22 protein-coding genes and 1 pseudogene are annotated in these 23400 nt (G+C 53.9%); 11 read left to right on the top strand and 12 right to left on the bottom strand.

Going from position 1 to position 23400, the window contains the following annotated elements; translation table 11 throughout:
- The first annotated feature begins 394 nt into the window (after window positions 1-394).
- From H6F75_RS13970 to H6F75_RS13960, 3 genes are all read left to right on the top strand, one after another.
- On the top strand, window positions 395-1438 hold the full coding sequence (locus H6F75_RS13970) for an AAA family ATPase (RefSeq protein WP_190753089.1): 1044 nt from the start codon (window positions 395-397) through the stop codon (window positions 1436-1438).
- Window positions 1431-2099: a nicotinamide riboside transporter PnuC gene (gene pnuC / locus H6F75_RS13965; protein ID WP_190753088.1), complete on the top strand. Its 669-nt coding sequence runs from the start codon at window positions 1431-1433 to the stop codon at window positions 2097-2099. Before H6F75_RS13970 ends, pnuC begins: the two co-directional genes overlap by 8 nt.
- 495 nt (window positions 2100-2594) lie before the next feature.
- Window positions 2595-3083, top strand: coding sequence for a hypothetical protein (locus tag H6F75_RS13960; protein ID WP_190753087.1), 489 nt, complete (start codon window positions 2595-2597; stop codon window positions 3081-3083).
- 85 nt (window positions 3084-3168) lie between these two features.
- On the opposite strand, the gene H6F75_RS13955 is transcribed toward H6F75_RS13960, so the two are convergent.
- Entirely contained in the window at window positions 3169-4092 is a 924-nt protein-coding gene (locus H6F75_RS13955; protein ID WP_190753086.1) for an alpha/beta hydrolase, read from the bottom strand.
- Between the two features lie 229 nt (window positions 4093-4321).
- Here H6F75_RS13955 and H6F75_RS13950 point away from each other — a divergent pair, with 229 nt between their 5' ends.
- The 3 genes and pseudogenes from H6F75_RS13950 to H6F75_RS13935 all read left to right on the top strand — a co-directional run bounded on the left by H6F75_RS13950 (window position 4322) and on the right by H6F75_RS13935 (window position 7970).
- Complete coding sequence (locus tag H6F75_RS13950) at window positions 4322-4861, top strand: O-acetyl-ADP-ribose deacetylase (protein ID WP_190753085.1); 540 nt, start codon at window positions 4322-4324, stop codon at window positions 4859-4861.
- 120 nt (window positions 4862-4981) lie between these two features.
- Window positions 4982-6199, top strand: a pseudogene (locus tag H6F75_RS28140) (FAD-binding oxidoreductase).
- Window positions 6200-6599: 400 nt separating this feature from the next.
- A complete protein-coding gene (locus H6F75_RS13935; protein ID WP_242020008.1) occupies window positions 6600-7970 on the top strand; it encodes a DUF3095 domain-containing protein in 1371 nt (456 codons plus the stop codon).
- A gap of 217 nt (window positions 7971-8187) precedes the next feature.
- On the opposite strand, the gene H6F75_RS13930 is transcribed toward H6F75_RS13935, so the two are convergent.
- From H6F75_RS13930 to H6F75_RS13915, 4 genes are all read right to left on the bottom strand, one after another.
- Window positions 8188-8847 carry a pyridoxamine 5'-phosphate oxidase family protein gene (locus H6F75_RS13930; protein WP_190753083.1) on the bottom strand — a complete coding sequence of 220 codons (660 nt, stop codon included), beginning with the start codon at window positions 8845-8847 and terminating at the stop codon, window positions 8188-8190.
- Between the two features lie 51 nt (window positions 8848-8898).
- Window positions 8899-9522, bottom strand: coding sequence for a transglutaminase family protein (locus H6F75_RS13925; protein WP_190753082.1), 624 nt, complete (start codon window positions 9520-9522; stop codon window positions 8899-8901).
- Complete coding sequence (locus H6F75_RS13920) at window positions 9523-10014, bottom strand: GNAT family N-acetyltransferase (RefSeq protein ID WP_190753081.1); 492 nt, start codon at window positions 10012-10014, stop codon at window positions 9523-9525. It abuts the gene before it with no gap.
- Between the two features lie 133 nt (window positions 10015-10147).
- Window positions 10148-10591, bottom strand: coding sequence for a GNAT family N-acetyltransferase (locus H6F75_RS13915; RefSeq protein ID WP_190753080.1), 444 nt, complete (start codon window positions 10589-10591; stop codon window positions 10148-10150).
- A 100-nt stretch (window positions 10592-10691) separates the two neighbouring features.
- Here H6F75_RS13915 and H6F75_RS13910 point away from each other — a divergent pair, with 100 nt between their 5' ends.
- On the top strand, window positions 10692-12149 hold the full coding sequence (locus H6F75_RS13910; protein ID WP_190753079.1) for a PLP-dependent aminotransferase family protein: 1458 nt from the start codon (window positions 10692-10694) through the stop codon (window positions 12147-12149).
- A gap of 8 nt (window positions 12150-12157) precedes the next feature.
- On the opposite strand, the gene H6F75_RS13905 is transcribed toward H6F75_RS13910, so the two are convergent.
- Complete coding sequence (locus tag H6F75_RS13905) at window positions 12158-12928, bottom strand: SDR family oxidoreductase (RefSeq protein ID WP_190753078.1); 771 nt, start codon at window positions 12926-12928, stop codon at window positions 12158-12160.
- 432 nt (window positions 12929-13360) lie between these two features.
- On the opposite strand from H6F75_RS13905, the gene H6F75_RS13900 reads away from it, so the two are divergent.
- The gene (locus H6F75_RS13900; RefSeq protein ID WP_190753077.1) at window positions 13361-13573 is read left to right on the top strand and encodes a hypothetical protein; all 213 of its coding nucleotides are present in this window, start codon (window positions 13361-13363) and stop codon (window positions 13571-13573) included.
- Between the two features lie 36 nt (window positions 13574-13609).
- On the opposite strand, the gene H6F75_RS13895 is transcribed toward H6F75_RS13900, so the two are convergent.
- Window positions 13610-15379 (bottom strand): ABC transporter ATP-binding protein, encoded by a 1770-nt coding sequence (locus H6F75_RS13895; protein WP_190753076.1) that lies wholly within the window; start codon window positions 15377-15379, stop codon window positions 13610-13612.
- A gap of 329 nt (window positions 15380-15708) precedes the next feature.
- On the opposite strand from H6F75_RS13895, the gene H6F75_RS13890 reads away from it, so the two are divergent.
- Genes H6F75_RS13890 through H6F75_RS13880 form a run of 3 tightly spaced genes read left to right on the top strand, consistent with a single transcriptional unit; the run spans window position 15709 to window position 16482 of the window.
- Window positions 15709-15927, top strand: coding sequence for a hypothetical protein (locus H6F75_RS13890; protein WP_190753075.1), 219 nt, complete (start codon window positions 15709-15711; stop codon window positions 15925-15927).
- Between the two features lie 2 nt (window positions 15928-15929).
- A complete protein-coding gene (locus H6F75_RS13885; RefSeq protein WP_190753074.1) occupies window positions 15930-16310 on the top strand; it encodes a nucleotidyltransferase domain-containing protein in 381 nt (126 codons plus the stop codon).
- Window positions 16273-16482, top strand: a complete 210-nt coding sequence (locus H6F75_RS13880) for a HEPN domain-containing protein (RefSeq protein ID WP_190753073.1) — start codon at window positions 16273-16275, stop codon at window positions 16480-16482. The genes H6F75_RS13885 and H6F75_RS13880 overlap by 38 nt, the downstream gene beginning before the upstream one ends.
- A gap of 161 nt (window positions 16483-16643) precedes the next feature.
- Here the strand turns inward: H6F75_RS13880 and H6F75_RS13875 are convergent, their stop codons facing one another.
- The 5 genes from H6F75_RS13875 to H6F75_RS13855 all read right to left on the bottom strand — a co-directional run bounded on the left by H6F75_RS13875 (window position 16644) and on the right by H6F75_RS13855 (window position 22947).
- Window positions 16644-18434: an ABC transporter ATP-binding protein gene (locus H6F75_RS13875; protein ID WP_190753072.1), complete on the bottom strand. Its 1791-nt coding sequence runs from the start codon at window positions 18432-18434 to the stop codon at window positions 16644-16646.
- Window positions 18435-18641: 207 nt separating this feature from the next.
- Complete coding sequence (locus tag H6F75_RS13870) at window positions 18642-19739, bottom strand: Mrp/NBP35 family ATP-binding protein (protein ID WP_190753071.1); 1098 nt, start codon at window positions 19737-19739, stop codon at window positions 18642-18644.
- On the bottom strand, window positions 19732-20709 hold the full coding sequence (locus H6F75_RS13865) for a HEAT repeat domain-containing protein (protein ID WP_190753226.1): 978 nt from the start codon (window positions 20707-20709) through the stop codon (window positions 19732-19734). Before H6F75_RS13865 ends, H6F75_RS13870 begins: the two co-directional genes overlap by 8 nt.
- A 127-nt stretch (window positions 20710-20836) precedes the next feature.
- Window positions 20837-21064, bottom strand: a complete 228-nt coding sequence (locus H6F75_RS13860; protein ID WP_017301328.1) for a ferredoxin family protein — start codon at window positions 21062-21064, stop codon at window positions 20837-20839.
- 179 nt (window positions 21065-21243) lie between these two features.
- Entirely contained in the window at window positions 21244-22947 is a 1704-nt protein-coding gene (locus H6F75_RS13855; protein ID WP_190753070.1) for a fumarate reductase/succinate dehydrogenase flavoprotein subunit, read from the bottom strand.
- Window positions 22948-23400: the final 453 nt, after the last annotated feature.

The following is a 23400-nucleotide window of genomic DNA, read 5'->3' as shown; positions in this document are numbered from 1 at the left end:
TGTAATGTTAGATAGTGAAGGCAAAAGCTCAAAGCACTGATGCACAATCAGTTGAGAGTTTAAAAAGTCGTCTACAGAGTGTAAAGCTGTAGGCGACTTTTTTTGGCAAGAATCGCGCGCGTTCTTTTTCTATACTGATAGCTTGACCAGCGTGGCCTTGACCTTGAAGAACGAATTGGAACAGCGCAAGGGTTTTCTAAAGCTAAGATTTGGGATTCTCTAGTTGAGAAACTAGGAGATGCGATCGCCTAGCGGTGGCTGTTCTAATCAGCTTGCTGCCTATGAATGAAGAGTACGAGATAAAGCGGGTAGCTCAGTAGGAATCGTTGTTTTAGATTGCTACTATAAACCCTTCTCCGAACGCGCTTACAGTTCTAATCGGCCTCTAGCCATTATGCCAACCCGTGGCCTCGCCCTCGGCAAATTTGCCCCTCTCCACAAAGGCCATCAGTTCTTAATTGAGACGGCCTTAGCAGAGATGGATGACGTGATTGTCATGGTCTATGATTGCCCAGAAGCCACCGCTGTACCGCTTTCTCTGAGGGCTAGCTGGATTCGTCAGCTATATCCAACTGTTAAAGTCATTGAAGCCTGGGACGGGCCGACTGAGGTAGGTGATACCCCTGAAATTAAGCAGGCCCATGAAACCTACATTTTGCAGCAGCTTCAGGGTGTCTGCATAACTCACTTCTACTCTAGAGAGTTTTATGGAGAGCACATGAGCCAGGCTTTGGGAGCCGTGAACCGCCTTGTAGACTGGACACCTCAATCAACTTGGACAAGCCGCACTACGGTTCCTATCTCAGCCACCCAAGCCCGTTCTGATCCTTACCAACACCGCCAGTTCCTAGACCCTCTGGTCTACCGAGACTTAATCACCCACGTCGTCTTTCTAGGAGCACCCTCCACTGGTAAAACCACCCTAGCTAAAGCTCTAGCCCGTCACTATAAAACCGTTTGGATGCCAGAGTATGGCAGGGAATACTGGGAAACCTATCAAGTAGAGCGGCGACTGTCTCTAAAGCAGCTTGAGGAGATTGCCACGGGTCACCTGGAGCGAGAAGAAAGGCTGCTCTCCGAAGCCAACCGCTACCTCTTCACCGATACCAACGCCCTCACTACTTACCGTTTCTCGCTCTATTACCACGGCACCACCTCGCCTCATTTGGCTCATCTTGCGGATCGCTGTGCCTCGCGCTACGACCTAGTATTTCTGTGTGAGACAGATGTTTCCTACGACGATACTTGGGATCGCTCTGGGGAAGGCAATAGAGCTATCTTTCAAAAGCAGATCGTCAGTGATTTAGTAGTGCGTAAAATTCCATTTTTTAGGGTGAGAGGTGACTTAAAAGCTCGGATAGGATATGTGGAACGGATACTCGCTCACTTCGAGAAGTACCACAATCTCCTAGAACAGTTTCAGGTTGCCAATGGCTGATTTTCTCAGCATCAATACTATCGCTCTCACCATCCTCGGCTATCCGCTGAGTTACATCGAGCTGATTGGAACCATTCTCTATCTATGGTCGGTGTGGCTGATTGCGCACAAGTGTCTACTCACTTGGCCCATAGGCATCATCAGCGTCCTGCTCTACATGAGTTTGTTCTACCAAATTCAGCTCTACTCTGATGCTTTAGAACAGGTCTATTACCTGGTAGCCAGTGTCTATGGCTGGTGGTGGTGGAGCCGGAAAGACCCAGTCCAGGATGTCGCAGACGGGTTTTTCTTTAGCCCCCGCCGCTACGGATTACTAACGTTGGGCATAACGCTGGGTGTGGGTTCGGCCCTAGGTGGGTTTATGGGGCAAATTCATACTTGGTTGCCTCAGTGGGTCCCAGAAGCAGCTTCCTTTCCTATCCTCGATGCGGTCACAACCGTGATGAGCTTTACCGCTATGGCATTGATGGCTCTTAAACGGATAGAAAGCTGGCTCTACTGGATTGTGGTCGATGTCATCGCTATTGGGTTGTACTACGTTAAAGAGGTACGGTTTCTCTCGCTTCTTTACGTCATTTTGCTAGGGATAGCGATTAATGGTCTGGTGTCCTGGCATCAAGCGTATGTAGCCTCGAAAGCGCCTGGTTCATCTGTGGGTTGAAGAAACCTCCTTCGCGATCGCTGGTAAGACGACGGCTTTATGTGGCCATGATCAAGGCGCAGGATTAGCTATAACTGGTGGCTAGGGATAGTTTTTCAGGCATCAGAAAAAGCCAATACGCTTGAGACAATTAAAAGCGGAAACTAATCTTTAATCTCAAAACACTCAAACAAGCTGGCTCTCACTAAAGCTGAGGATAAGTGGCAGTTAGGTATTGAGTTTGAGCTGAAGGAAACTGTTTAGAAAGTCTAGCCAAGTTGCTAAACCTGCCGAAAAAATGCACACCTCTACCAAAAGTCATATACAATTCTGGAGAGACTAAAATGCCTGAGAATAGGCATTTGGATATAATTCTTTCGCTTCTTAGAAAATAAACGGAATATGGCGCTAGTGGCTGATTAAAACACCTCGTTTGATTGATTTTATGGCTCGATAGAGTGAATAAGATACGTTAAGCAGATTGAGCACATTTTTGGTATAAGCGAGGAACGTGGCGTGAGTAATCACTCTGTTTTGGACTGGATTTCGGTCTTGGGACCAATTCTTTTATCCTGGCCTCTAGCCATTACGGTTGCTCTGCTATTTTTTTACAAGCCTCTTTATAACCTGCTCGATAAATTCTCAAGCAATAATATCCAAAAAGCAAAAATTGGCCCTTTTGAAATTGAAGAGGCTGAACAGAACTATGTTGAGTCCCTCAAGCTTCTACTAACCAGTCTTGTTTCTGAACAGGAGCTGAGCCACTTGAAACAGCTCAATACAGAGGACAATTCTGTACCCTATGAGAACACCGCCGATTTGATTGTAGAGTTGAAAAGGTTGACTACCCTCAATTTTATTGCCGCCAAGTCACACCTAGACCAGCTTCCCAAAGAGGGAGACTTAAAGCACCATATCGAACTCACTCCCAAAGGCAAACAATACCTACGTCTGCGAGACAATCTATTGGCTGATCAGCCGGTCAGTGCTGAACAGAAAGAGTAATCAGGTAAGCTTATTGATCGCTGTAGAAGCTATGTGAAAGCTTGGAGGCAAGGTTTTGAACAGAACTAGCTTAGCGTTGAAACTTTTAGTGAATGGCTGTAGCGTTAGCTTCAAGCCGAGGTAGAAACTCACGAATTAGGCCAGCGGTAACTCCTGGCAGCTCCAGTTGAGGGGTAAACCCAACATCATTGAGCTGATAGAAAATTTGAATGGCTTGGGGATTCATCTCCATCAGACGGCGTCCTATTTCTGGGCCAGTAAATTCAGATCCCCTTCCCCAAATAATCGCGGTGGGAATAGTGAGTTGACTGATGTACTTAGATAAGTCAAAGCATAAATCTCCTCGCACAAAGGAAAGAGCCGCATACTCAGCATTATTTTGCTGCGCTGATTCTAGATATGCCTCAACAATTTCTGGATAAATTCGCTCTGGTTGAGCAAACTGACGTTGCTCTAGATAACTCCGAATACCAAAACTGTTGGCAACTCCTGTGTTGTAAAGTAGCTGGCTCAGTACCGGCAAGCTAGCAAGTTGAGCAAACTGGGCAAATCCACTGCGACGATAATCTTGCCCAAACTCAGCTAACCCAGCTAATGTTGTGACAATCAGCGACTTAAATAGATCAGGTCGGTTAATAGCTGCACGAACTGTGAAGGCCGCTGTTAGTGCAGAGGCGATGACAGTAGTAGGGCCACTGCAAGTCTTTTCCATAAAGTCGGTGATGATAGCAATGTAATCTTCGGCTTGATAGTCGCGAGCCGGGTGATCTGACCGACCCCAGCCAATTAAATCAGGGGCTAACACTCGGTAGTCCGCCGCAAAAGCTGGGTAAACCTTAGACCATTCGTAGGCCGAAGAACCGCCCCCTAAGCCATGTAAAAAGACTAGCGTTTCTTTTTCATCTACTATATTTGAGTCTGTCCAAGGCTCTCCTTCAGCCGTGTAGTAAACCATGCGGCCATACTGGGTTGTGATGGATCGACTAGTAAAACCGGGTGGAACAAACATGAATTATCCTTTTGGCTTGGCAATGTCTACTTCTGAATTAGTTGATTAGCTTAGACATTAAGGATTTTGATTGTGGTTGCTATCAACCGATAGTAATATTTTTATTCATTGAGGGCATATTTTTCTTTTTCTCTAAATTTCTCCTAATAGCGAGTTAAGGTGTTCTAGGATAAAAATAATCTGACCATTCATTTACTGTTGAGTCCGTGAAATTTGGAAGGCTTTTTCTATGCTTACCACTGATAATTTAGAACGAATGACTGCGATTCAAGGCGATATTACCCGCCAGAAAGTTGATGCGATCGCCAATGCGGCCAATGAGTCTTTGCTAGGCGGCGGCGGTGTCGATGGAGCCATTCATCGAGCGGCGGGGCCTAAGCTGTTGGCTGAGTGTCGCCAGCTAGGTGGTTGCTTAACCGGGCAGGCCAAACTTACCCGAGGTTATAACCTCCCGGCACAGTGGGTGATTCACACTGTGGGGCCAGTGTGGCATGGTGGGCAGCATCATGAGGATGAACTATTGGCTAACTGCTATAAAAACAGCCTAGCCTTAGCGGTTGAGTATGAAATTCGCACCTTAGCATTTCCAGCCATTAGCACCGGGATCTATGGCTTTCCGCTAGAGCGGGCGACTCGAATTGCGATCGCAACCGTGAAAGCAGCTCTAGATCAATCACCTGTGGTTGAGCAGGTCAGATTTGTATGTTTTGGCGACGAAGCTTATCAGGTTTATCAGTCGGTGCTGGCTAGTGGTTCTGAAAATTACTGATAAGTTTGGCCCTAGGTGTTTTTAATGCCTTGCTCTATTCAGGTTATAGGTACTGAGGGGGCACTATGACCATCACAGCAGAGGACAGAATCAAAGTCATTATTCTTTAGGTCATTAACTATGACGACTCGTGTTGTCTCCTTTTGGCTCAATCCTCAAGCACTTTGCTTTCAGTCTGAGCAAGAGCTGCTCCCTGTAGCTGATGCAGTAGTCATCGGGGGTAGAATCACGGGCATCAGCACAGCCTACTGGTTGAGTCATTTAGGGCTACGTCCTGTTGTATTAGAGCGAGGGGAACTGTCTTGCGGAGCAACAGGTCGCAACGGTGGGCATTTTGTCTTTGGCACAAATCAAAGCTTTAAGGATTCTGTTGAAGCTCATGGTCTAGATGAAACCCTTGCTCTTTGGGACTTTACACGGCAGAGCGCTCAACTTTTGCAGGACTTAACGAACCAGCACAATATCGACTGCGATCTTCGATTTAATCAGCTAGTTTCCTTAGCTATGACTCCTGCGGAGGCCCAGTCACTTCAGGAAAGCTGTGAACTCATGATGTCTCATGGCGTGGCTGTGAAGTATTGGGATAAGAAAGAGGTTGAGCACAATACTCAATGTTCAAACTTTTCGGCAGCAGCTTTAGATCCTCATCATGCTCAACTGTGGCCTGCCAAATTGGTTATAGGTCTTGCCAAAGCCGCTCAACAGCAACAGGCTCACATTCAGACGAAGGTAGAGGTTCAGGCTGTCACCCGGCAGGCAGAAGGGTTTACCATCACGACCAATTAAGGACAGATTCAGGCCAAGGTCGTAGTCTATGCCACTAATGCCCTGACCTATCATCTGCTTCCAACGCCTAAGGGAGTCATCGTGCCCGTTCGGGGTCAGGTAATTGCCACAGCTCCAACATCCCAATTATTCGATTTTGACTGGTATTTGAGCAATGACACTGGATACGCTATTCAGCGTCAGGATGGACGAATCATCTTTGGTGGCATGCGGTGGAAGTCGCCAACCAAAGAAATTGGCATTGAGGATGACTCTACGTTAGAACCCTTAGTGGGCGAGGGCCTTAAAACCTTTCTGAGAGACACGTTTCCATCTCTCAGAGATGTCGCCATTGAGTACGAGTGGACAGGCATCATGGCCTTTACTATCGATGAGAACCCTTTGATCGGAGAGCTACCAGGCCGACCGGGGGAGTATATCTCAGCCGGGTATACAGGGCATGGAATGCCTGTTGCTATTGCCGCAGGGAAGACGATCGCTGAACAAATTGCAGGTTCAGCTCAAACAACTATCCCCAAGCCATTTCGGCCAGAACGATTTTCACTGGGCTGACAGTCTTTCGCAGCAGCTACAGAGCAAGGGGTATATCAGCGCTGCAAGACCTTAAGCACTGATATACCCCTGAGTCGAGGTTCTAGACAGTCGCTTACAGAGTGTAAAGCTGTAGACAACTTTTTTCGGTAGGAACTTTGTGCATACTTTTTTATAAAATTAAATCTCAAAAACGTTACGAGTTAAAGTTGAATAAAGGCACTTGTCAAAAATAAATTTTTGTTATGCCCTAAGGTTGTTCCCTGTGAGCATTAAGACCATTCTTCATTCTGTGGTAATTAATTGCCAATCTTATTAGATGGAGATGGCTTGACAGTTTTTAGCCCCAATAAATTCGTCCTGTCCTGACTGCAACCTACTAGCGACCAATGCACTTGTGCGTGAGGGGAAAGAGTTGTTCTTGTTGTATAACTGGGCACACTTAACGAGTCAACCCAACAGAGCGCTTTTCCGGAACTTCTGTTCACGTAACAGCGGCCCCAAGAGTATGTCTACAGAACGTTTCTATGCTGACTTACCCGCAATAACTAACCTGCTCGATGCGATTGATGCCAACAATCTGCTTTCAGTACCGAGTGACTGGTACATCATCATCGCGGATGTTAGGGGTTCTACGGAGGCCATTGAAGCCGGTCGCTATAAGGAAGTCAATCTCTTAGGCGCTTCCTCGATTGCAGCAGTGCTCAATGCCGTCAAACCGCTAGAGATTCCCTATGTATTTGGCGGAGATGGGGCTTCTCTTCTAGTTCCCTCTACCGTGTTAGAAAAAGTAAAGTCGCCTTTGCTGGCCCTGCAACAGCTGGCTCAAAGAGAATTTAACCTTGAGCTTCGGGTAGGCATCGTGCCGGTGACAACGGCTAGCCAAGCAGGATTTGAGGTGAAGCTGGCCAAGCTCAAGGTAGCGGAGCAGTATCACCAGGCTGTGTTTGTCGGTGGGGGATTGAACCACGCAACAGAATTGGTGAAATCTTCTGAAACGGCTGGTCGCTATCAAATCAGTGATGTCGAGATTTCCCCAGCGAATCTGGCAGGGTTGGAGTGCCGCTGGCAGGATATTGCCAGCAGGCATGGGGAAACGGTAACGCTGCTGGTGCTAGCCACCGTCCATAGCCCAGCAGTAAACAACGCTCTGTACCACGACGTGCTTGAGAAGATCCAGGAGATCTATGGCACTGAAGATGACTTTCACCCAGTTGGGCTGCAAAATCTCAATCTGTCTTTAAGAACTGAGAAATTGCTCCCCCAAGCTAAGCTGCGGGCGCAGCCCTCCAACTGGCTATCTCGCTGGCGCTATATTTGGAACCTTAAAATGGATAACATTTTGGGTTCGATCTATATGGGGTTGAACCTTAAAGTTGGCGGTGTCGACTGGGGCGCGTATAAACAGGTGGTACAGGCTGCCAGCGATTACAAAAAATTTGATGACATGTTGCGGATGATTATCTCAGGCGATACCCACCAGCGAGAAAAGCTGACCGATTACCTCGAGACTCAATCGCGCGAAGGCAATCTCGTCTACGGCATACACGTTTCAGATCGAGCTTTGATGACCTGTCTGGTGTTCGAGCGTAGTGGGCATGAAGTTCACTTTGTCGATGGGGCTGACGGTGGCTACACTCTAGCAGCTAAGCCGCTTAAGGAAAAGCTAAAGCGCAAAGCCGCTAACTGGCAAGCCTATACCCGCCTATTAGGGCTTCGCGAAAAGCTATCTAGCCAAGAAAATTCAAACCTCGGTTCTCAGGAAAAGGGTGAGGCAGCCTGTGTTGATTAGTCCGTGATTACATACAGTGCCTTGGTATTTTTCGTGGAGATGAATTGATATTGTTGAAGAGGGAAAGCTTGATCTAGTAGCTCTTTTTTTCTTGGAGATAGCCGAGCATCATCAGATCTCGCACAGGGGTAAGGGGATAAAAAAAGGGCGTGAAACCAATACTTCACAAGACTAATATTAATTCTTGACCACGCCCAAGAGCTAATTTGTCAACACATCATCCCCGCCGATAGCGCTGGGCATAGTCGGGAATTGTGACCTCTGGCGAGCACTGGGGGTCGGTAACGGCAGCGGCAGCGGTGACCGCCAAGGGAATTTCCCCTGCCCAAACTGGCAAAGCATAGTCGGCAGCGGCATCGAGGGGTGGGCCGCTGCGCATTTTAACTGAGGCCTCGGCAATGGGCAGGGCCAGCACTAGGGTGCCCGTCAGCTCTGGGGCAGTGGGAGGGCGCACTTCATCCCAACGGCCAGGCACAACGTGGTCGGTAAAGGCTTTGAGCGCCGCCAGCTTTTCGTCGGCATTATCCACCCGGGTGGCGGTGCCAAACAGCACCACTGAGCGGTAGTTCATCGAGTGGTGAAACGCTGAACGGGCCATTACCAACCCGTCGAGCAGGGTAACGGTGAGGCAGACCTCCACCCCCTGATCCAGCGTGGTCAATAAGCGGCTGGCCGGGGAGCCGTGGATGTAGACTTGCTCGCCCATGCGACCGTAGGCGGTGGGGATGACAAAGGGTTGCCCCTGGGCGACAAAGCCCAGGTGGCAGACCAGCCCTTCGTCGAGAATGGCGTGGACCTGGGGGCGATCGTAGCTGGCCCGCTGAGGGAGGCGCTTGACTTGGGTGCGGGGGGTGGGGGAGAGGGATTCTGGGGACATGGGATTTGGGTAAAGGGTATAGGGTGCAAGGTGGAAGGTAGGAGGGATGAGCTAGAGGGCAGCGGGTAAGTGGGCAATGAGGTCGACGGCGGTGGGGTGGGTTTGTAGGGCGGTGACGACGAGAGGGTGGGGTTGGGTGTAAATGGTGGGGTAGTCAACTTCGCCGAAGTGGGGGCGGATGGGGAAGGCGAGTTGTTCGCGATCGCCGTTAAACTCAGCCTGCACCCCAGGCTTGTTGCCCCGCGCATCGAGTCGCACCCAACGGTTTAGCTCACTCAGGTAGACGGCGTTGAGGCCGTGCAGAGTGTGATGGCTGGGCTGAGCATCGTCAAACACAAGACGCTGGTAGCAAAACCCGGTGGGGATGCCGCAGTGGCGCAGCAGGGCTGCCAGCAGATGGGCCTTGGCAAAGCAGAAGCCGTGGCCCTGGGCCAGCACCTCGGAGGCGGTGCAGGTGACGAGTTCGGCCTGGATGTCGTAGGTGTGGGCGATCGCATCGCGCACCCACTCGTAGACAATCTTGACTTGCTCCGTAGGTGAAGTAGTCGCTGCGGTCAGCGATCGCGACAGGGTGGCAATGGCCGGGTGCTCACTGTCTACTAATGCCGATGGCGCTCGATAGTCGGCAAGGGAGACTGACTCGGGAATCAGAGCAATCGGTAAAGTAATTGACATCTAACCCTCCTGGGATACGAGATTGAGTTCCATCAGGTTGCTCTCGTCAAAGCCCAGCTTTTGGTAGAGCGATCGCGCCTTGGGGGCCGCGTTGAGCACAACTTTGGTGCAACCAATGCCTCGGAGATAGTCCACCATCAGCCGGGTCAGCCGGGTGGCCACACCCTGATTGCGATAGGCAGGCTCCACATAGACGCCCCAGACGTAGCCGTACTGGCGATGGGTGGGCGACAAAATTGGGGGATACAGCCCGGCAAAGCGCTGACCACTGACTGAGCCCACAATTGCATCCTCAGCTATAGCCACAAAAGCCTGGTAGTCGAGGTTATGCCGGGCTGTTTGAACAAAATCTAAGGAGATATCTAACCAGTTGGGTTGAATATTGTTCTCAGAAACCCCCAGATCGCGCCACATACGGTAAAAATGCTCAGCAACCACCGCATCTTCTGTAGTATTGCTAGCTCGAATAGTAACAGGGCTCGGCAGTGACATAGGGTCGTGAATAGTTAGAAGTTTTGTTGCTTTGAAAGGTCAGTTTAAAGTTTCATACACAGGTCTGAAAATAGTACCCAAAAAGTTTTTCTCAGCTTTTTGGGGTGTCAGATAGGATTGCTTGGGACACAAATCATACCAGCGACAATGTGTAGTGATAAAACGCTTCATCTCGACGGTAGCCCCGCGATTCATAAAGGGACTGAGCCGGGGTATTAGAGGCTTGCGTCGCTAGAGTAATGCGGGCGGCCTCAGTTGTCTTCGCGAATTCTGCTGCTGCATGAAGCAGCAAACCCGCTATTCCCCTATTTCTGTAGGTTTCCTCTACAAACAAGTCGTTTAAAACCCAAACACGCTTCATAGATACGGAAGAAAATGTGGGATAAAGCTGCATAAACCCAACGATTTTATCTTCATGGCAGGCTACGAATATAGTTGAGCTGTTTTCCTGAAGACGCTTGCTGATAAATGTTTTTGCTGCCTCAAAGTCTGGCGGGGCTTGGTAAAAAACTCGATATTGGTCAAATAGTTTTGCCACTGCTTCAAGATGCTCAAACCTAGCTTGAAAAACGTCCATCTTTTCTCTTCTGGGAGCTTTGCTTAGAATAGAAGTGAAATTGGAGATCCACAAGAGCCAATTTCACCTCAACTGACCAGTCCACTTTGTCCCTACCTTGATGGATTTTGCCATTGCCCTCGATCCTCACAGCCCAGATCCTGTCTACCAGCAGATTTACGCCGCCCTGCGAGCCAGGATTCTCAAGGGACGGCTAGCCCCGCGCCAGCGCTTGCCTTCGACCCGCGCCTTGGCTCAAGGTTTGGGTGTATCGCGAGCCACGGTGACCCAAAGCTATGACCAATTGCTTAGCGAGGGCTATCTGCAAACGGTAACGGGTTCTGGCACCTACGTCTGCGATCAGCTACCCGACGACCTGCTGCAATCGCCTCCCTTAACCGCCATCCCGGTCGGGCCAATTCCTGCTGTGCCGCTGTCGGCTTATGGTCGTCGCTTGGAGCAGATCGACCCTGGCCCTAGCCCTGAACCCGCTGTGCCTCTGAGCTTTCGCTATGGTCGACCGGCCCTCGATCGCTTTCCGTTGGGGCTGTGGCGGCAGCTGTTGTCGCGCCACTGTCGCCGCACGGAATGGCTCGACTATGCCACCGATCCGATGGGGTATGGGCCGCTGCGAGAGGCGATCGCCGCCTATCTAGCTCAGGCCCGCGCCGTGCATTGCCATCCTGACCAAATTTTGATTACCAATGGCACCCAGCAGGCGCTTTCTCTTGCCACGCGCCTGCTGCTGTCGGCCGGCGATACGGTGGCTTTAGAAGAACCCAGCTACCTTAGCGCCCGCCGTGTTTTGGCCAGCCAGGGGGCAACATTGCACCCGATTCCGGTAGATGCAGCGGGTATGGATGTGGCGGCACTGGCGGCTACGCCCGGCCCAATTCGTCTGGTGTATGTCACCCCATCGCACCAGTTTCCGACTGGGGCGGTGCTGTCTCTGCCGCGCCGGCTGGCCCTGCTGGCCTGGGCAGAGCAGAGCGGCAGCCTGATTTTTGAAGACGACTACGACAGCGAATACCGCTATGGGGGCCGCCCGATTCCGGCGCTGCAAGGATTGGGGGATGGGCAGTCGGTGCTGTACGTGGGCACGTTTTCTAAGGTGCTGTTTCCGTCGCTGCGGGTGGGCTATATGGTGCTGCCTCCAGCCCTAGTAGCGGTGTTTAGCCGGGCCAAATGGCTAGCCGATCGCCAGGGGCCAACCCTGGAGCAGGCGGTGCTGGCCGACTTCATCACCGAGGGCCACCTGGAGCGCCATATTCGCCGCATGCGGGGCATCTATGACCGGCGACGGCAGACATTGGTTGCTACTCTGAGCGAGCACTGGGGCGATCGCGCCACGCTGCTGGGCGAAAACGCTGGGCTGCACGTAATGGTGCGCTTCGCGACTAACATCTCTGATGACCTGCTGATGGCAAAAGCCGCCGAGGTGGGCGTCGGGCTAATCTCCGCCAGCCCTCAGTACCTCGGTTCTAGCCCAGGGCACGAGTTTATCTTTAGCTACACCGAACTGGAGGAGGACGCGATCGCCCTGGGGCTCGAACGCCTGGCTGCTCTGAACCTGATCTAGCCTCTGACCTACTCCTCATAGATCATCTTGCGGCCCATGCCGCCATCGATCACGATATTCTGCCCCGTGATGAAACCGGCTTTATCTGACAGCAAAAAGTAGGCCATTTCCGCAATGTCTTGGGCTTGACCCACGCGCCCTACGGGGTGCTGAGAGTGGTCAGTCGGGCTGAGGTGCGACTCTTGAGGGGGATGTTTCAGAGCGCTGACATCGATCCAGCCAGGGCTAATGCAGTTGACGCGAACGGCTGGACCAAGACTCATGGCCAGGGCGTGGGTCAGCGCTACAATGCCCCCCTTAGAGGCGGCATAGGCTTCGGAATCGGGTTCAGACTGGAGGGCGCGAACCGAAGCGATGTTGACGATCGCACCTTGAGCTATACGCAGATGACGGACGGCATGCTTAACCATCAGAAAGTACCCTGTCAGGTTGGTGCCGATCCAGTGATTCCAGTCTGCTAACGTTAGGTCTTCGATCGGGCCGCTGTAGGGGTTGGCAATGCCAGCGTTGTTGATTAGCCCGTCGAGCCGGCCAAAGTAATCGAGGGCCGCCGCGATAGAGCGCTCCACATCACGCTCCTGACACACATTGCAGGGCAAAAAGATAAACGACTCTTGAAACTGGGACAGAGTGTCTTGGAGGGCAGCACCAGCGGCTGTATTCATATCGACAATTGCAACCCGCCAACCCTGGGTAAGCAGGAGTTGGGTGATACCCAAGCCAATTCCTTGGGCACCTCCAGTGACGAGAGCTACGGGGGTCTGGGTGGCCTGGCTCATTGGTGCACCTCAGAGTTGGGGGAAAAGAGTTGGGGGGAAAAGAGTTGGGGGGAAAAGAGTTGGGGGGGGAAAGAGTTGGGGGGGGAAAGAGTTGGGGGGGGAAAGAGTTGGGGGGGGAAAGAGTTGGGGGGGGAAAGAGTTGGGGGGGGAAAGAGTTGGGCACCTGCGGTGCCCAGATCTACGGGGGTCTGAGCGGTCTGATTCATTGGTGCACCTCAGGTGGGTGGGATGAAACCACTGGGCAATCTAGGGTGTCCTTCTGCCCAGATAGTGGCCTTTACCATAACAAACCCTATGCGCCGGAAAACCGCTCTAATGGTTCTTTTTATTGCGACAGTCCTGTTGATCATTGGTGCTATGGCCGGGTTTGTGCCCGCAATCATGACGTTGTTGATGCGTGAGGACCCTAATGTCCTCGCAAGCCCTGCCGCAGTGACTTTGGTTCTCAGCGTTGTCAGCTTTCCTGTTGTTTGCCTGGTAGCAGTGGCGCTGAGCTGGCTGGTGTTTTTGCTGCCGGTGTTCGCCAATTTGCCCTATCGCTACCTGTTGGCCTGCGGGTCCACTGCCCTACCCCTGATCAACCTATCCACGGCGGCGGCTACCCTGGCCTGGATCTTCTATGTTAACGACGGCACGTCTTGGTGAAGTCTGAGTCAGGACAGCTCAAAACACCGAAGCCTATCAGTCAGTGCCCAGCTGCAAGCTGTAGAGGTTGGCGTAGATGCCCTGCCGGGTCATTAGCTCAGCGTGGGTGCCCTGCTCGACAATGTCGCCCTGCTGAATCACCAGCACCTGGTCGGCTTGGGTGACAGTGCTGAGGCGGTGGGCAATCACAAAGCTGGTGCGATTGTGCAGGAGGCGAGCGATCGCCTCCTGCACCAGCCCCTCGGTGCGCGTATCAATGCTGCTGGTGGCCTCATCGAGCAGCAGAATGCGCGGGTCAATCAACACCGCGCGGGCAATGCTCACCAGCTGCCGCTGCCCCTGGCTGAGAGGTGCGCCGCGTTCCCCCAAGCGGGTGCTGTAGCCCTGGGGCAGCGACGTAATGAATTCATGCACATTTGCCGCCTGGGCCGCCGCTTCAATATCGGCCTGGCTGGCGTGGGGAACCCCAAAGGCAATATTTTCGGCTACGGTGCCGCTAAACAATAAATTGTCTTGCAGCACAATGCCAATCTGGCGGCGCAGGCTGGCCTGGGTGACGGCGCGCACATCTACCCCGTCGATGCGCACCGCCCCCTCCGACACATCGTAGAACCGCGTGATTAGGTTAATAATCGTGGTCTTACCCGCCCCGGTTGGACCCACCAGAGCAACCATCTGGCCAGGCTGGGCGCAAAGGTTAATTCCCTTCAGCACCCGCTGGTTGGGGGTATAGCCAAAGCCCACCGCCTCAAACCGCACCTCGCCTTTAATCGGCGGCATCTCGGTGGCGTTGAGGGCATCTTGCAGGGTGGCTGGCTCGTCGAGCAGCAGAAAGATGCGATCGAGCCCCGCCAGCGCCGACTGGGCCTGGGTATAGAACTGGCTCAAAATCTGAATCGGGCGAAAAAACTGCTGCACGTAGAGCACAAAGGCCGTCACGGTGCCCACCGTCATCACCCCCGTCACCGCTAGATAGCCGCCATAGGCCGTCACCCCCGCCGTAGCCAGGGTATTGAGCAGGTCGATGGAGGGCAAAAACGCTGCCGTCACCGCCACCGCCTGCACATTGGCCTTGCGGTTGGCCGCATTGAGGCTGTCGAACTCCTCAATGTTGAGCTGGGTGCGGTTAAACGCCTGGGCCTCTTTGACGCTGCCGATGTCTTCTTCCAGCTTGGCCGACAGATCGCCGATGGTCTGCCGGGTAACGCTAAACCTGCCCCTGGCCCAGCGCGAGAAAAACCCCGTGGTAAAAATCATCAGCGGCACCACCAGATTGCTCAGCAGCCCCAGCTGCAAGTTAATTGAGAGCATGGCGATGATGATGCCCACCAGGCTAAAAGTCTGGCCCAGCACCTGGGGAATGGTGAGACCAAAGGCCTGGTTGACGGTGTTGACATCGTTGAGCAGGCGACTCATCAGGTCGCCCGCCTCGCTGCGATCAAAAAAGCTCACCGGCAAACTCTGGATTTTGTCGAAAATATCCTGCCGCAGCTGACCCAGCAGCCGCTGCACGATCGCTCCCATCCGCCAGATCTGCCCCCGAATTGCCCACACCCCAACGAGGTAAATCACCGTCAAGGCCACCAGCATCCACAGCAGCCCCGGCAAGTTGCCCTGCAAAATCAGGTTGTCGATCGACCAACCAATCAGCAGCGGCCCCAGCGACTGGGTCGTGGCCCCAAGGGCGACCAGCAGCAGTGCGATCGGCAGGTCTTGCCGGTAGGGCGCAAAATACTGCAAAAACCGCCTCACCGTCGAGAGCTTGGGCTTGGGTTCTGCTGGAGCCGCGAGATGGGCAGAAGACATTGGAGAGCACCGGCTTGCTAAGACGAAGTGTAACCCAATGCCAGACGAGGGCAGTCTGTCCAACGACTTCAAATATCTAAAGCGATTCAAACAGGGTTGCGCAAAGAGGCTTCAATGCAGCCGAATATTGTGGGTTACGATTAGCTCAAAAATTTCCCTGCTGCGCCCTATAGCTTCTCCTTATGTCTTCTCAGCGGCGGCTGATGCTGTTGCCGGCTCCACAGTTTGAGCAGCTGCGGTTTGCCCTCAATCCGCCGTGAGAACTTAACCAAGGTAGAGAATGGTGAATAGTGAGCGGTTCTTTAATCAATTTTTAGAGGTGAACGGCGATGAAAGCCTATGAGTTTGCAGGGGAGGTGACGGCCGATGGGCAGCTTAAATTGCCAGAGTCGGCCTTGGCGCAGTTAGTAGGACATCACGCGGTTCGAGTCATTGTGTTAGTGCAAGACTTACCCGAAGTGGAGGAAGAAGCCGAATGGAGTGCTATGGTAGCTGAGCAGTTTTTGGCAGGCTACAGCGAAGCCGATGCTATCTATGACACGTTGTAGCTATGTCCACCTATCAGTCGGATGATATGCCAGCACACAAAGCCATAATCACAGAGAGGCAAATTCGCAGGCTTTGTCAGGCGATCGCCGACCAATTTAGGCCGGAGAAAATCATCTTGTTTGGCTCCTATGCCTATGGCAGCCCCAGATCAGACTCAGATGTTGATCTGCTGATCGTTGTACCCCACAAGATTCGCAATACTGAGATGGCAATGACCATATGGCGGGCAATTCAGCCAAATTTCCCGGTTGATTTAATTGTCCGCTCACCCGATGAATTGGTTTGGCGTTATCAGGAGTATGATCCGCTTATTCGTACCGCCGTAGATCAGGGAACTGTTCTATATGAGCAAAGTGGTCCAGGAGTGGATTCGCAAAGCTGATAGCGATTGGAGAACCGCTAACCTGATTTGGCAGTCTCCAGAGCCGAACTATGATGCAGTCTGTTTTCATACGCAGCAGTGTGTGGAGAAGATGATGAAAGCACTCTTAATCGCGCGCGAAAAGGTTCCCCCTTATACCCACAATCTGGTCAGTTTGGATGAGTCTCTATGAGAGGTCTATGCAGAGTGGATAGCCGAGCCTGAGGATTTGCAACTGTTGACTCTAGGAGCCACAGCGTACCGTTATCCTGGTGATGATGCAACAGCAGAAGATGCAGACACCTGTTTGAGAATTGCGGATCAGCTACGTGCTCACGCGCTAACCCTGCTCGGTTAAATAAGCGATCTCTCAACTGTCGCTGAGGGCTTTACCTGAGACTCCAAAATTGCGCCGTAGAGCGAGCTATGGGCCATCAAATATTCATGAGTACCTTGAGCCATCAGTCGTCCCTTATCCATCAGCAGAATGCGATCGGCGGTGCGCACGGTGCTGATCCGCTGGGCTACCACAAAGGCGGTGCAGGTGCGGCGGCGCATCAGGTCGTCGAGGGCCGCTTGAATTTGAGCGGCGGTTTGAGCATCGACGGCGGAAGTGCTGTCGTCGAGAATCAGCACCTTGTAGTCGGTCAGCAGGGTGCGGGCGATCGCAATTCTTTGCTTCTGCCCCCCCGAGAGCCCTACCCCGCGCTCGCCCACCAGCGTGTCGTAGCCCTCAGGCAGGGTCATGACAAAGTCGTGAATCTGGGCGGCTTTGGCCGCTTCGACCACCTCGCTCAGGGTGGCTCCGGCCTTGGCGTAGGTGATGTTAGAAAAAATGGTGCCCGAGAACAGGGTGGTCTCTTGAAAGACGGTGCTGATGTGCGATCGCAGGCTCTCCAGGGTAAAGTCGCGCACATCGCGGCCGTCAATGCGCACCGCCCCAGCCGTGACATCGTAGAAACGAGGAATCAGGTTGGTGACAGTACTTTTGCCCGAGCCAGTCATGCCCAAAATGGCAATCAGCTCGTTGGGCTTGGTCTCAAAGGAAATGCCGTTGAGGGCCGGGGTGGCGGCACCGGGATAGCGAAACGATACATTCTCAAAGGTGATGCGGCCACCGCAGGTGGTGAAAGGAATGGCGTGGGGGCGATCGCGAATTTCGACTGCGGCATCGAGCACCTCGTAGACCCGCTCAGCGGAGGAAGAGGCTCCAGCGATCGCCGGAGCAGCAAAGCCAATCAGCAAAATTGGCTGCAAAATCAGCAGCAGGTAGGCGTTAAACGCCACCAGTTCCCCCACCGAAAAGCGCTGGTCAATTACCGCCACGCCGCCGTAGCCGACCACCACCACAATCACCAGGTTGCTCGCCAAAAAGATGAACGGGAACGTGTTGCGAATCGCCCGGATCGTCTTCATGTTGGCGGCCACCAGCTCGTTGTTGAGCTGGGAGTAGCGATCGTGCTCGGCTTCCTCCCGCACAAAAGCTTTGACCACCCGCACCCCCAGCAGATTCTCCTGCAAAACCGCGTTGAGGTCGCTGAGCTGCTCCTGCACCTGGCGAAACAGCAGGTTGTTTTGGTTAAAGAATCGTGCCATCAGCCACCCCGCGATCGGCACCACCGTCAGGCTAATCAGCGCCAGTTGCCAGTTCATGATCAGGAGAATGGCGGCGATCGCCACCAGCGTCACCACTCCGCTAATCACCTGCACCAGGCTGGTGCTGAGAAACGTGCGCACCTGCTCGATGTCGCTGGTGACGCGGGTGAGCAGCTGCGAAGTTTGGGCCTGATCGTGGTAGCTAAAGCTGAGGGTTTGAATCTTGCTAAAGATGCGGTTGCGCAGGTCATAGACCACGCTCTGCGACATTGCCTCGGCGCAGAAGCTCTGGCCAAAGTTAAACAACCCCCGAGCCAGGGCCGCTGCCACCAGCCCCGCCCCGCTTTGCAGCACCACCGTCAAATTATTTTTGGCGATGCCGTCATCAATGGCCCAGCGAAACAACTGCGGCGTCGCCGCGTAGGCGGCCACCAGCAGCAGGGCGCTGACTAACGCTCCTAAGGTGAGCCAAAGGTGAGCGCGCAGACTGCTCAATACTCGCAGCAGAGGCTGTTGCGAAGAGACGTCTTGGGGCTGAGACTGAACCAATCACCTGCTCCTAATTACATCTCAGCATTCTAGACGGTCTTTTAGGCTGCCCGGCGAGTATTGGCGTGTTGGTCTTTATAGGTCATTTTGTGATGGAGAGATAGGGGGATGAGGACGATAGGGGAGATGAGGGAATTCAGCGCAAATAATCAACATACCTTCCCTACCTTCCCAATCCTCCCCATCTTCCTTACTTTCCCCATCCCCTCAACAAACCGTCGCCAACTCCTCCACCGCCGCCACGCCAAAGGTCGCATTCAGGCCCAAAGCAATCTGACCAAAGATTTGGCTTAAGGGGGCATCGGGCAGCTTCATCGGCAGGGGCACGCCCGCATCGCCCTGCTCACAAATGCGGGGGTCGATGGGCACCTGACCCCACAGCGGCACCGAGAGTTCGGTAGCAATTTGCGCCCCGCCGCCGCTGCCGAAGATTGGTGTCGGTTCGCCGCAGTGGCCGCAGAGCAGGTAGCTCATGTTTTCGACGAGACCCAGCACGGGCACCCCCACCTGGCGAAACATGTGCACACTACGGCGCACGTCGGAGACGGCCACCTGCTGCGGTGTTGTCACCATCACCACGCCGCAGATCGGGCTTTCTTGAACGATGGTGATCTGGGCATCGCCGGTGCCAGGGGGGAGGTCGATTAGTAGGTAGTCCAGCTCACCCCAATCCACCTCGTGGAGAAACTGAGTGAGAATTTTGTGCATCACCGGGCCACGCCAAGCCAGAGGGTGATCGCCTTTGGCCAGCAGCCCGACCGACATGAGCTTGATGCCGTGGGCCTTTAGCGGCACAAACCGCTGACCATTGGGGGTATCGATGACGCGGACTTCCGAATGGCCCAGGCCTAGCATTTGGGGAACGTTGGGACCGTAGATGTCGGCATCGAGTAACCCCACCTTGGCCCCGGTTTTGGCTAGAGCCGCCGCCAGGTTCACAGCCGTAGTCGATTTACCGACGCCACCCTTGCCGCTTGACACCGCCAGGGTGGTGCGCACCCCAGGGATGGTGCAGAGCTGGGCATAGGCCTTCTTGCACCAGGGCAATTGCCCCAGAGTTTTCTGCACTTGCTCTTGTAAGTCGAGCTGGTGACGGCCCACGTAGAGTCGCAGGTAGACGTAGTCGTCCACCACTTGCAGATTGCGCACCATGCCCAGGCTGACCAAGTCGTTGCCCAGAGTAGGCTCGTGCAGGGTTTTGAGCTGGGCAATGACCTCGGCTTTGCGGGCGATCGCCTCGGCACTTGGAGCTACCTCAGCGGGGGCCTCAGCAGCGTGATGAAACGGGGAGGAATGGCTAGACATTAGAGGTTTCTGGCTGAGACTTCTGGATCGCGTCAATGGCCCGTCGGGAAAAAATCCGCACGTCCATGTCGGGGTCATTGAGGGTCTGTTGCAGGGCGGGCAGAGCGTTGGTGTCGGCCAGTTTGCCCAGGGCGGTGGCCGCATCGCGCCGCACGTCGGAGTACTCGTCGGCCAGGGACTTAATTAGCACCGGGAGAGCCTGTACATCCGGGGTCTTTTGCAGGGCACGGGCGGTGAACTTGCGCACCTGCCATTCAGGGTCATCCATGGCTTTGACCAAGGACTCAACGGCTGTCGGATCAGCCAAAATATCGAGCGACTGGGCTGCATTTCGTCGTACCTGCCAGTCCGGGTCACTCGTCAGCAATTCGCACAGCAGCGGCACCACTTCAGCATCGCTGAGGTGGCCCAGGGTGAGTGCCGTTGCCCGCCGCACCGACTCCACCGGATCTTTCGCCAGCGCCAGGGCTGGTTCGCAGCGCACCACCTGGTTCAGGTAGCGCAGGGTGATTACCGCTGCCTCCCGCAGGTCCGGGTTCTCCGACTCAAAGAAGGGCATGATATACGGCAGCGCCTGGGCATCGTGAATTTTGCGCAGCAGTACCAGCACGTTGAGCTGCGCGTGGACATTGCCCACCTGCAACACATCCAGCAGCTTCATCAGGTCGTTGGTCGAAACCAGCTCTTTGAGGGCTGACAGCGCCTCGCTGCGCACATTTTCGTGGGGCGAACTCAAGCACTCGATCAGCGGGTTGATGGCGATCGGGTTGGCAAATTCCCACAGGGTGGTGATGGCGATCTCTTGCACCGTGGGGTTTTCGTCAGAGAGCGCTTCGATTAGCGGCGCGATCGCATCTTCGTCGCCCAAGTGTTGCAGGGTTTTGACGGCGACTAGGCGGTTGTCGAGATCGGGCGATCGCAGCAGCTCAACCCACTGGGCAACTTCGGGGTCCATATCGGTGGTGTGCATGGGGAAGGGTTCCAAAATGACGGCAGAGGGAAGGGGAGTGGGTGGGTGCATGAGTGAGAGGTGGATAAGTCATGGCGTAGGGTGCATTTGCGGAGCAATGCACCTAACTCACCGAAAGTCCTCACCTTTACCGCAATAAAAACGGAATCTGTACCGTAATCGCTCCCGTGGGGCATTCCTTTTCGCAGGGCAGGCAGAACCAGCACTCGTCGTACTTCATGTAGGCTTTGCCGGTCTCAGGGTTTTTCACCAGCACGTCTAGAGGGCAGACCTCGATGCAGGCGTTGCACTTTTCGAGGCATTTCGATTCGTCGACAATTACGGGTACGTCAACGCGTTGGGTCGTTAGGGCCATGGGGATTCTAAAAAGTAGGGATATAGAGTGGTCAGATTTGTTGCCCTCTCCCTAGTCCTGTCCCAGAGCAAGAGGGAACAAGAACACGGCTCGGCTCCCCTCTCCTCTCGGGAGAGGGGCTGGGGGTGAGGGGTTAAGTGAGGCAATAGTCAGAGAATGGTGGGCAGTGCCCGTCCACCCTACCGGACGGCAACGTCGTAGACTTCCTCAAGCAGATCGACATCGACGATGTAGGGTTCTACCGGGCGCTTAAACATCTCCATATGGCCGGTTTCGCCCTTCTTCAGGTTGACGTGGCAGAACCACTCCTCGTTGTTCTTTTCGGGGTAGTCGAGGCGGTAGTGGTAGAGGCCCCAGCGGGTCTCTTTGCGGAACAGGGAGGCACGAGCCGCCATCTCGGCGCAGTCGCGGATGAAGTGCACTTCCATGCAGCGCATCAGCTCGTGGGGGTCGCGGGCTCCCATCAGTCCGAGGGTGTCTTCGTAGGCAACAAACTTTTGCAGGCCAATGTCCATGTTGTTGGGCGACTTGGGCGGCTGCAGGTAGTCGTTGACCAGGCGGCGCAGCTTGTACTCAACCTGGGTGTGGGGCACGCCGTCGGGCTGCTGCAGCGGGGCGTAAATGCGGGCCTGCTCAGCGGCGAGAAATTCGGCGTCAGGTTCGACATGCTCCAGATCGCGCACGTAGTCCATAGCGTTTTCGCCCGCAATGCGGCCGTAGACGAAGGCGCCAATCATGTAGTTGTGGGGCACGCTGGCCATATCGCCCGCCGCGTAGAGGCCGGGGACTGTGGTCTCGGCCCGCTCATTCACCCAGACGCCTGAAGCACTGTGACCGCTGCACAAGCCAATTTCAGAAATGTTCATCTCGACGCCGTGGGTACGGTAGCTTTCGCCCCGGCCCTCGTGGAAGCGACCCCGACTGGGCCGTTCGTTGTCCCACAGAATGGTCTCGATTTCATTGATGGTGTCGTCGTCGAGGTGGTACATCTTCAGGTGCACCGGCCCTTTGCCCGAGTGCAGCTCTTTGTAGACCTCCAGCATCATCTGGCCGCTCCAGTAGTCGCAGTTGATGAAGCGGTGGCCTTCGGCGTTGGCGGTATAGGCCCCGAATGGACTGGCCACGTAGGCGCAGGCGGGACCGTTGTAGTCTTTGATCAGCGGGTTGATTTGGAAGCACTCGATGTTGGTGAGCTCGGCCCCGGCGTGGTAGGCCATGGAGTAGCCGTCACCCGCGTTGGTGGGGTTTTCGTAGGTGCCATAGAGGTAGCCCGAGGCGGGTAAACCTAAGCGACCGCAGGCCCCGGTGCACAGCACAACAGCCTTAGCTTGAATCACTACGATATTGCCGTTGCGCACGTCGAGACCTACTGCCCCAGTGACGCGACCGTTTTGCACCATGACGCGGGTAGCCATCACCCGGTTGGTAACGTTGACCTTGTGGCGCTTGACTTGGCGAGCAAGAATTTTCTTTAGGTCTTTGCCCTCGGGCATGGGCAGCACGTACTTACCGACCCGATGCACTTGCTTGAGGTCGTAGTTACCCTCGTGGTCTTTTTGAAACTTGACGCCCCAGCTCTCCAGTTCTTGAATCACCTCAAAGCCCAGCCGCCCGGTTTCGTAGACGGCTTTTTGATTGACGATGCCGTCGTTGGCGATGGTGATTTCGCGCACGTACTGCTCAGGGGTAGAGTTGCCGGGGATGACGGCGGTGTTGACCCCATCCATGCCCATGGCGATCGCCCCACTGCGGCGAATGTTGGCTTTCTCTAAAATCAGCACGTCGGCTTCGGGGTTGGCCTGCTTCGCCTTAATGCCTGCCATCGTGCCAGCGGTGCCCCCGCCGACAACTAGAAAATCAGTTTTAAGATACTGAATGTTCACTTAATCACGTCCTTGGCTTAAACGGCAGTGAAATTAAAAACCAAACCCAAGTTCAGCAGTGGAATTTTGTCTATAGGAAAACTACAGATCCGAAGCTGAACTTGATGGGTTGCACTTAGCCATACTTAGATAACAGCGATTAACCCTTGGCTTCTCGGCCTTTGATCGGTAGTTTAGAGGAGGCCTCCAGAGTGAATCAATGGGATTTGTAGCGGCGGCTACGATTCACCCATCACAGCCTTTTATGCACCCATCAAAAAAATGAATGAGATTTACTCGACGGCTCTGTTGAATAGAAATAGGTAGAACTCTAGAGGTAATGATGGATTTGTTAGGGTGATAGTGAAGCTACGCAACGATGCCGATGCCTTCCTGCCCTAACTGCACTTCTAAACGAACGGTCAAGAATGGCCATATTCATACTGGCAAGCAACGGTACCTATGGCGCACCTG

This window comes from Nodosilinea sp. FACHB-131, assembly GCF_014695395.1.
GTDB lineage: Bacteria > Cyanobacteriota > Cyanobacteriia > Phormidesmidales > Phormidesmidaceae > Nodosilinea.
This window is presented reverse-complemented; position numbering and strand designations above follow the sequence as displayed.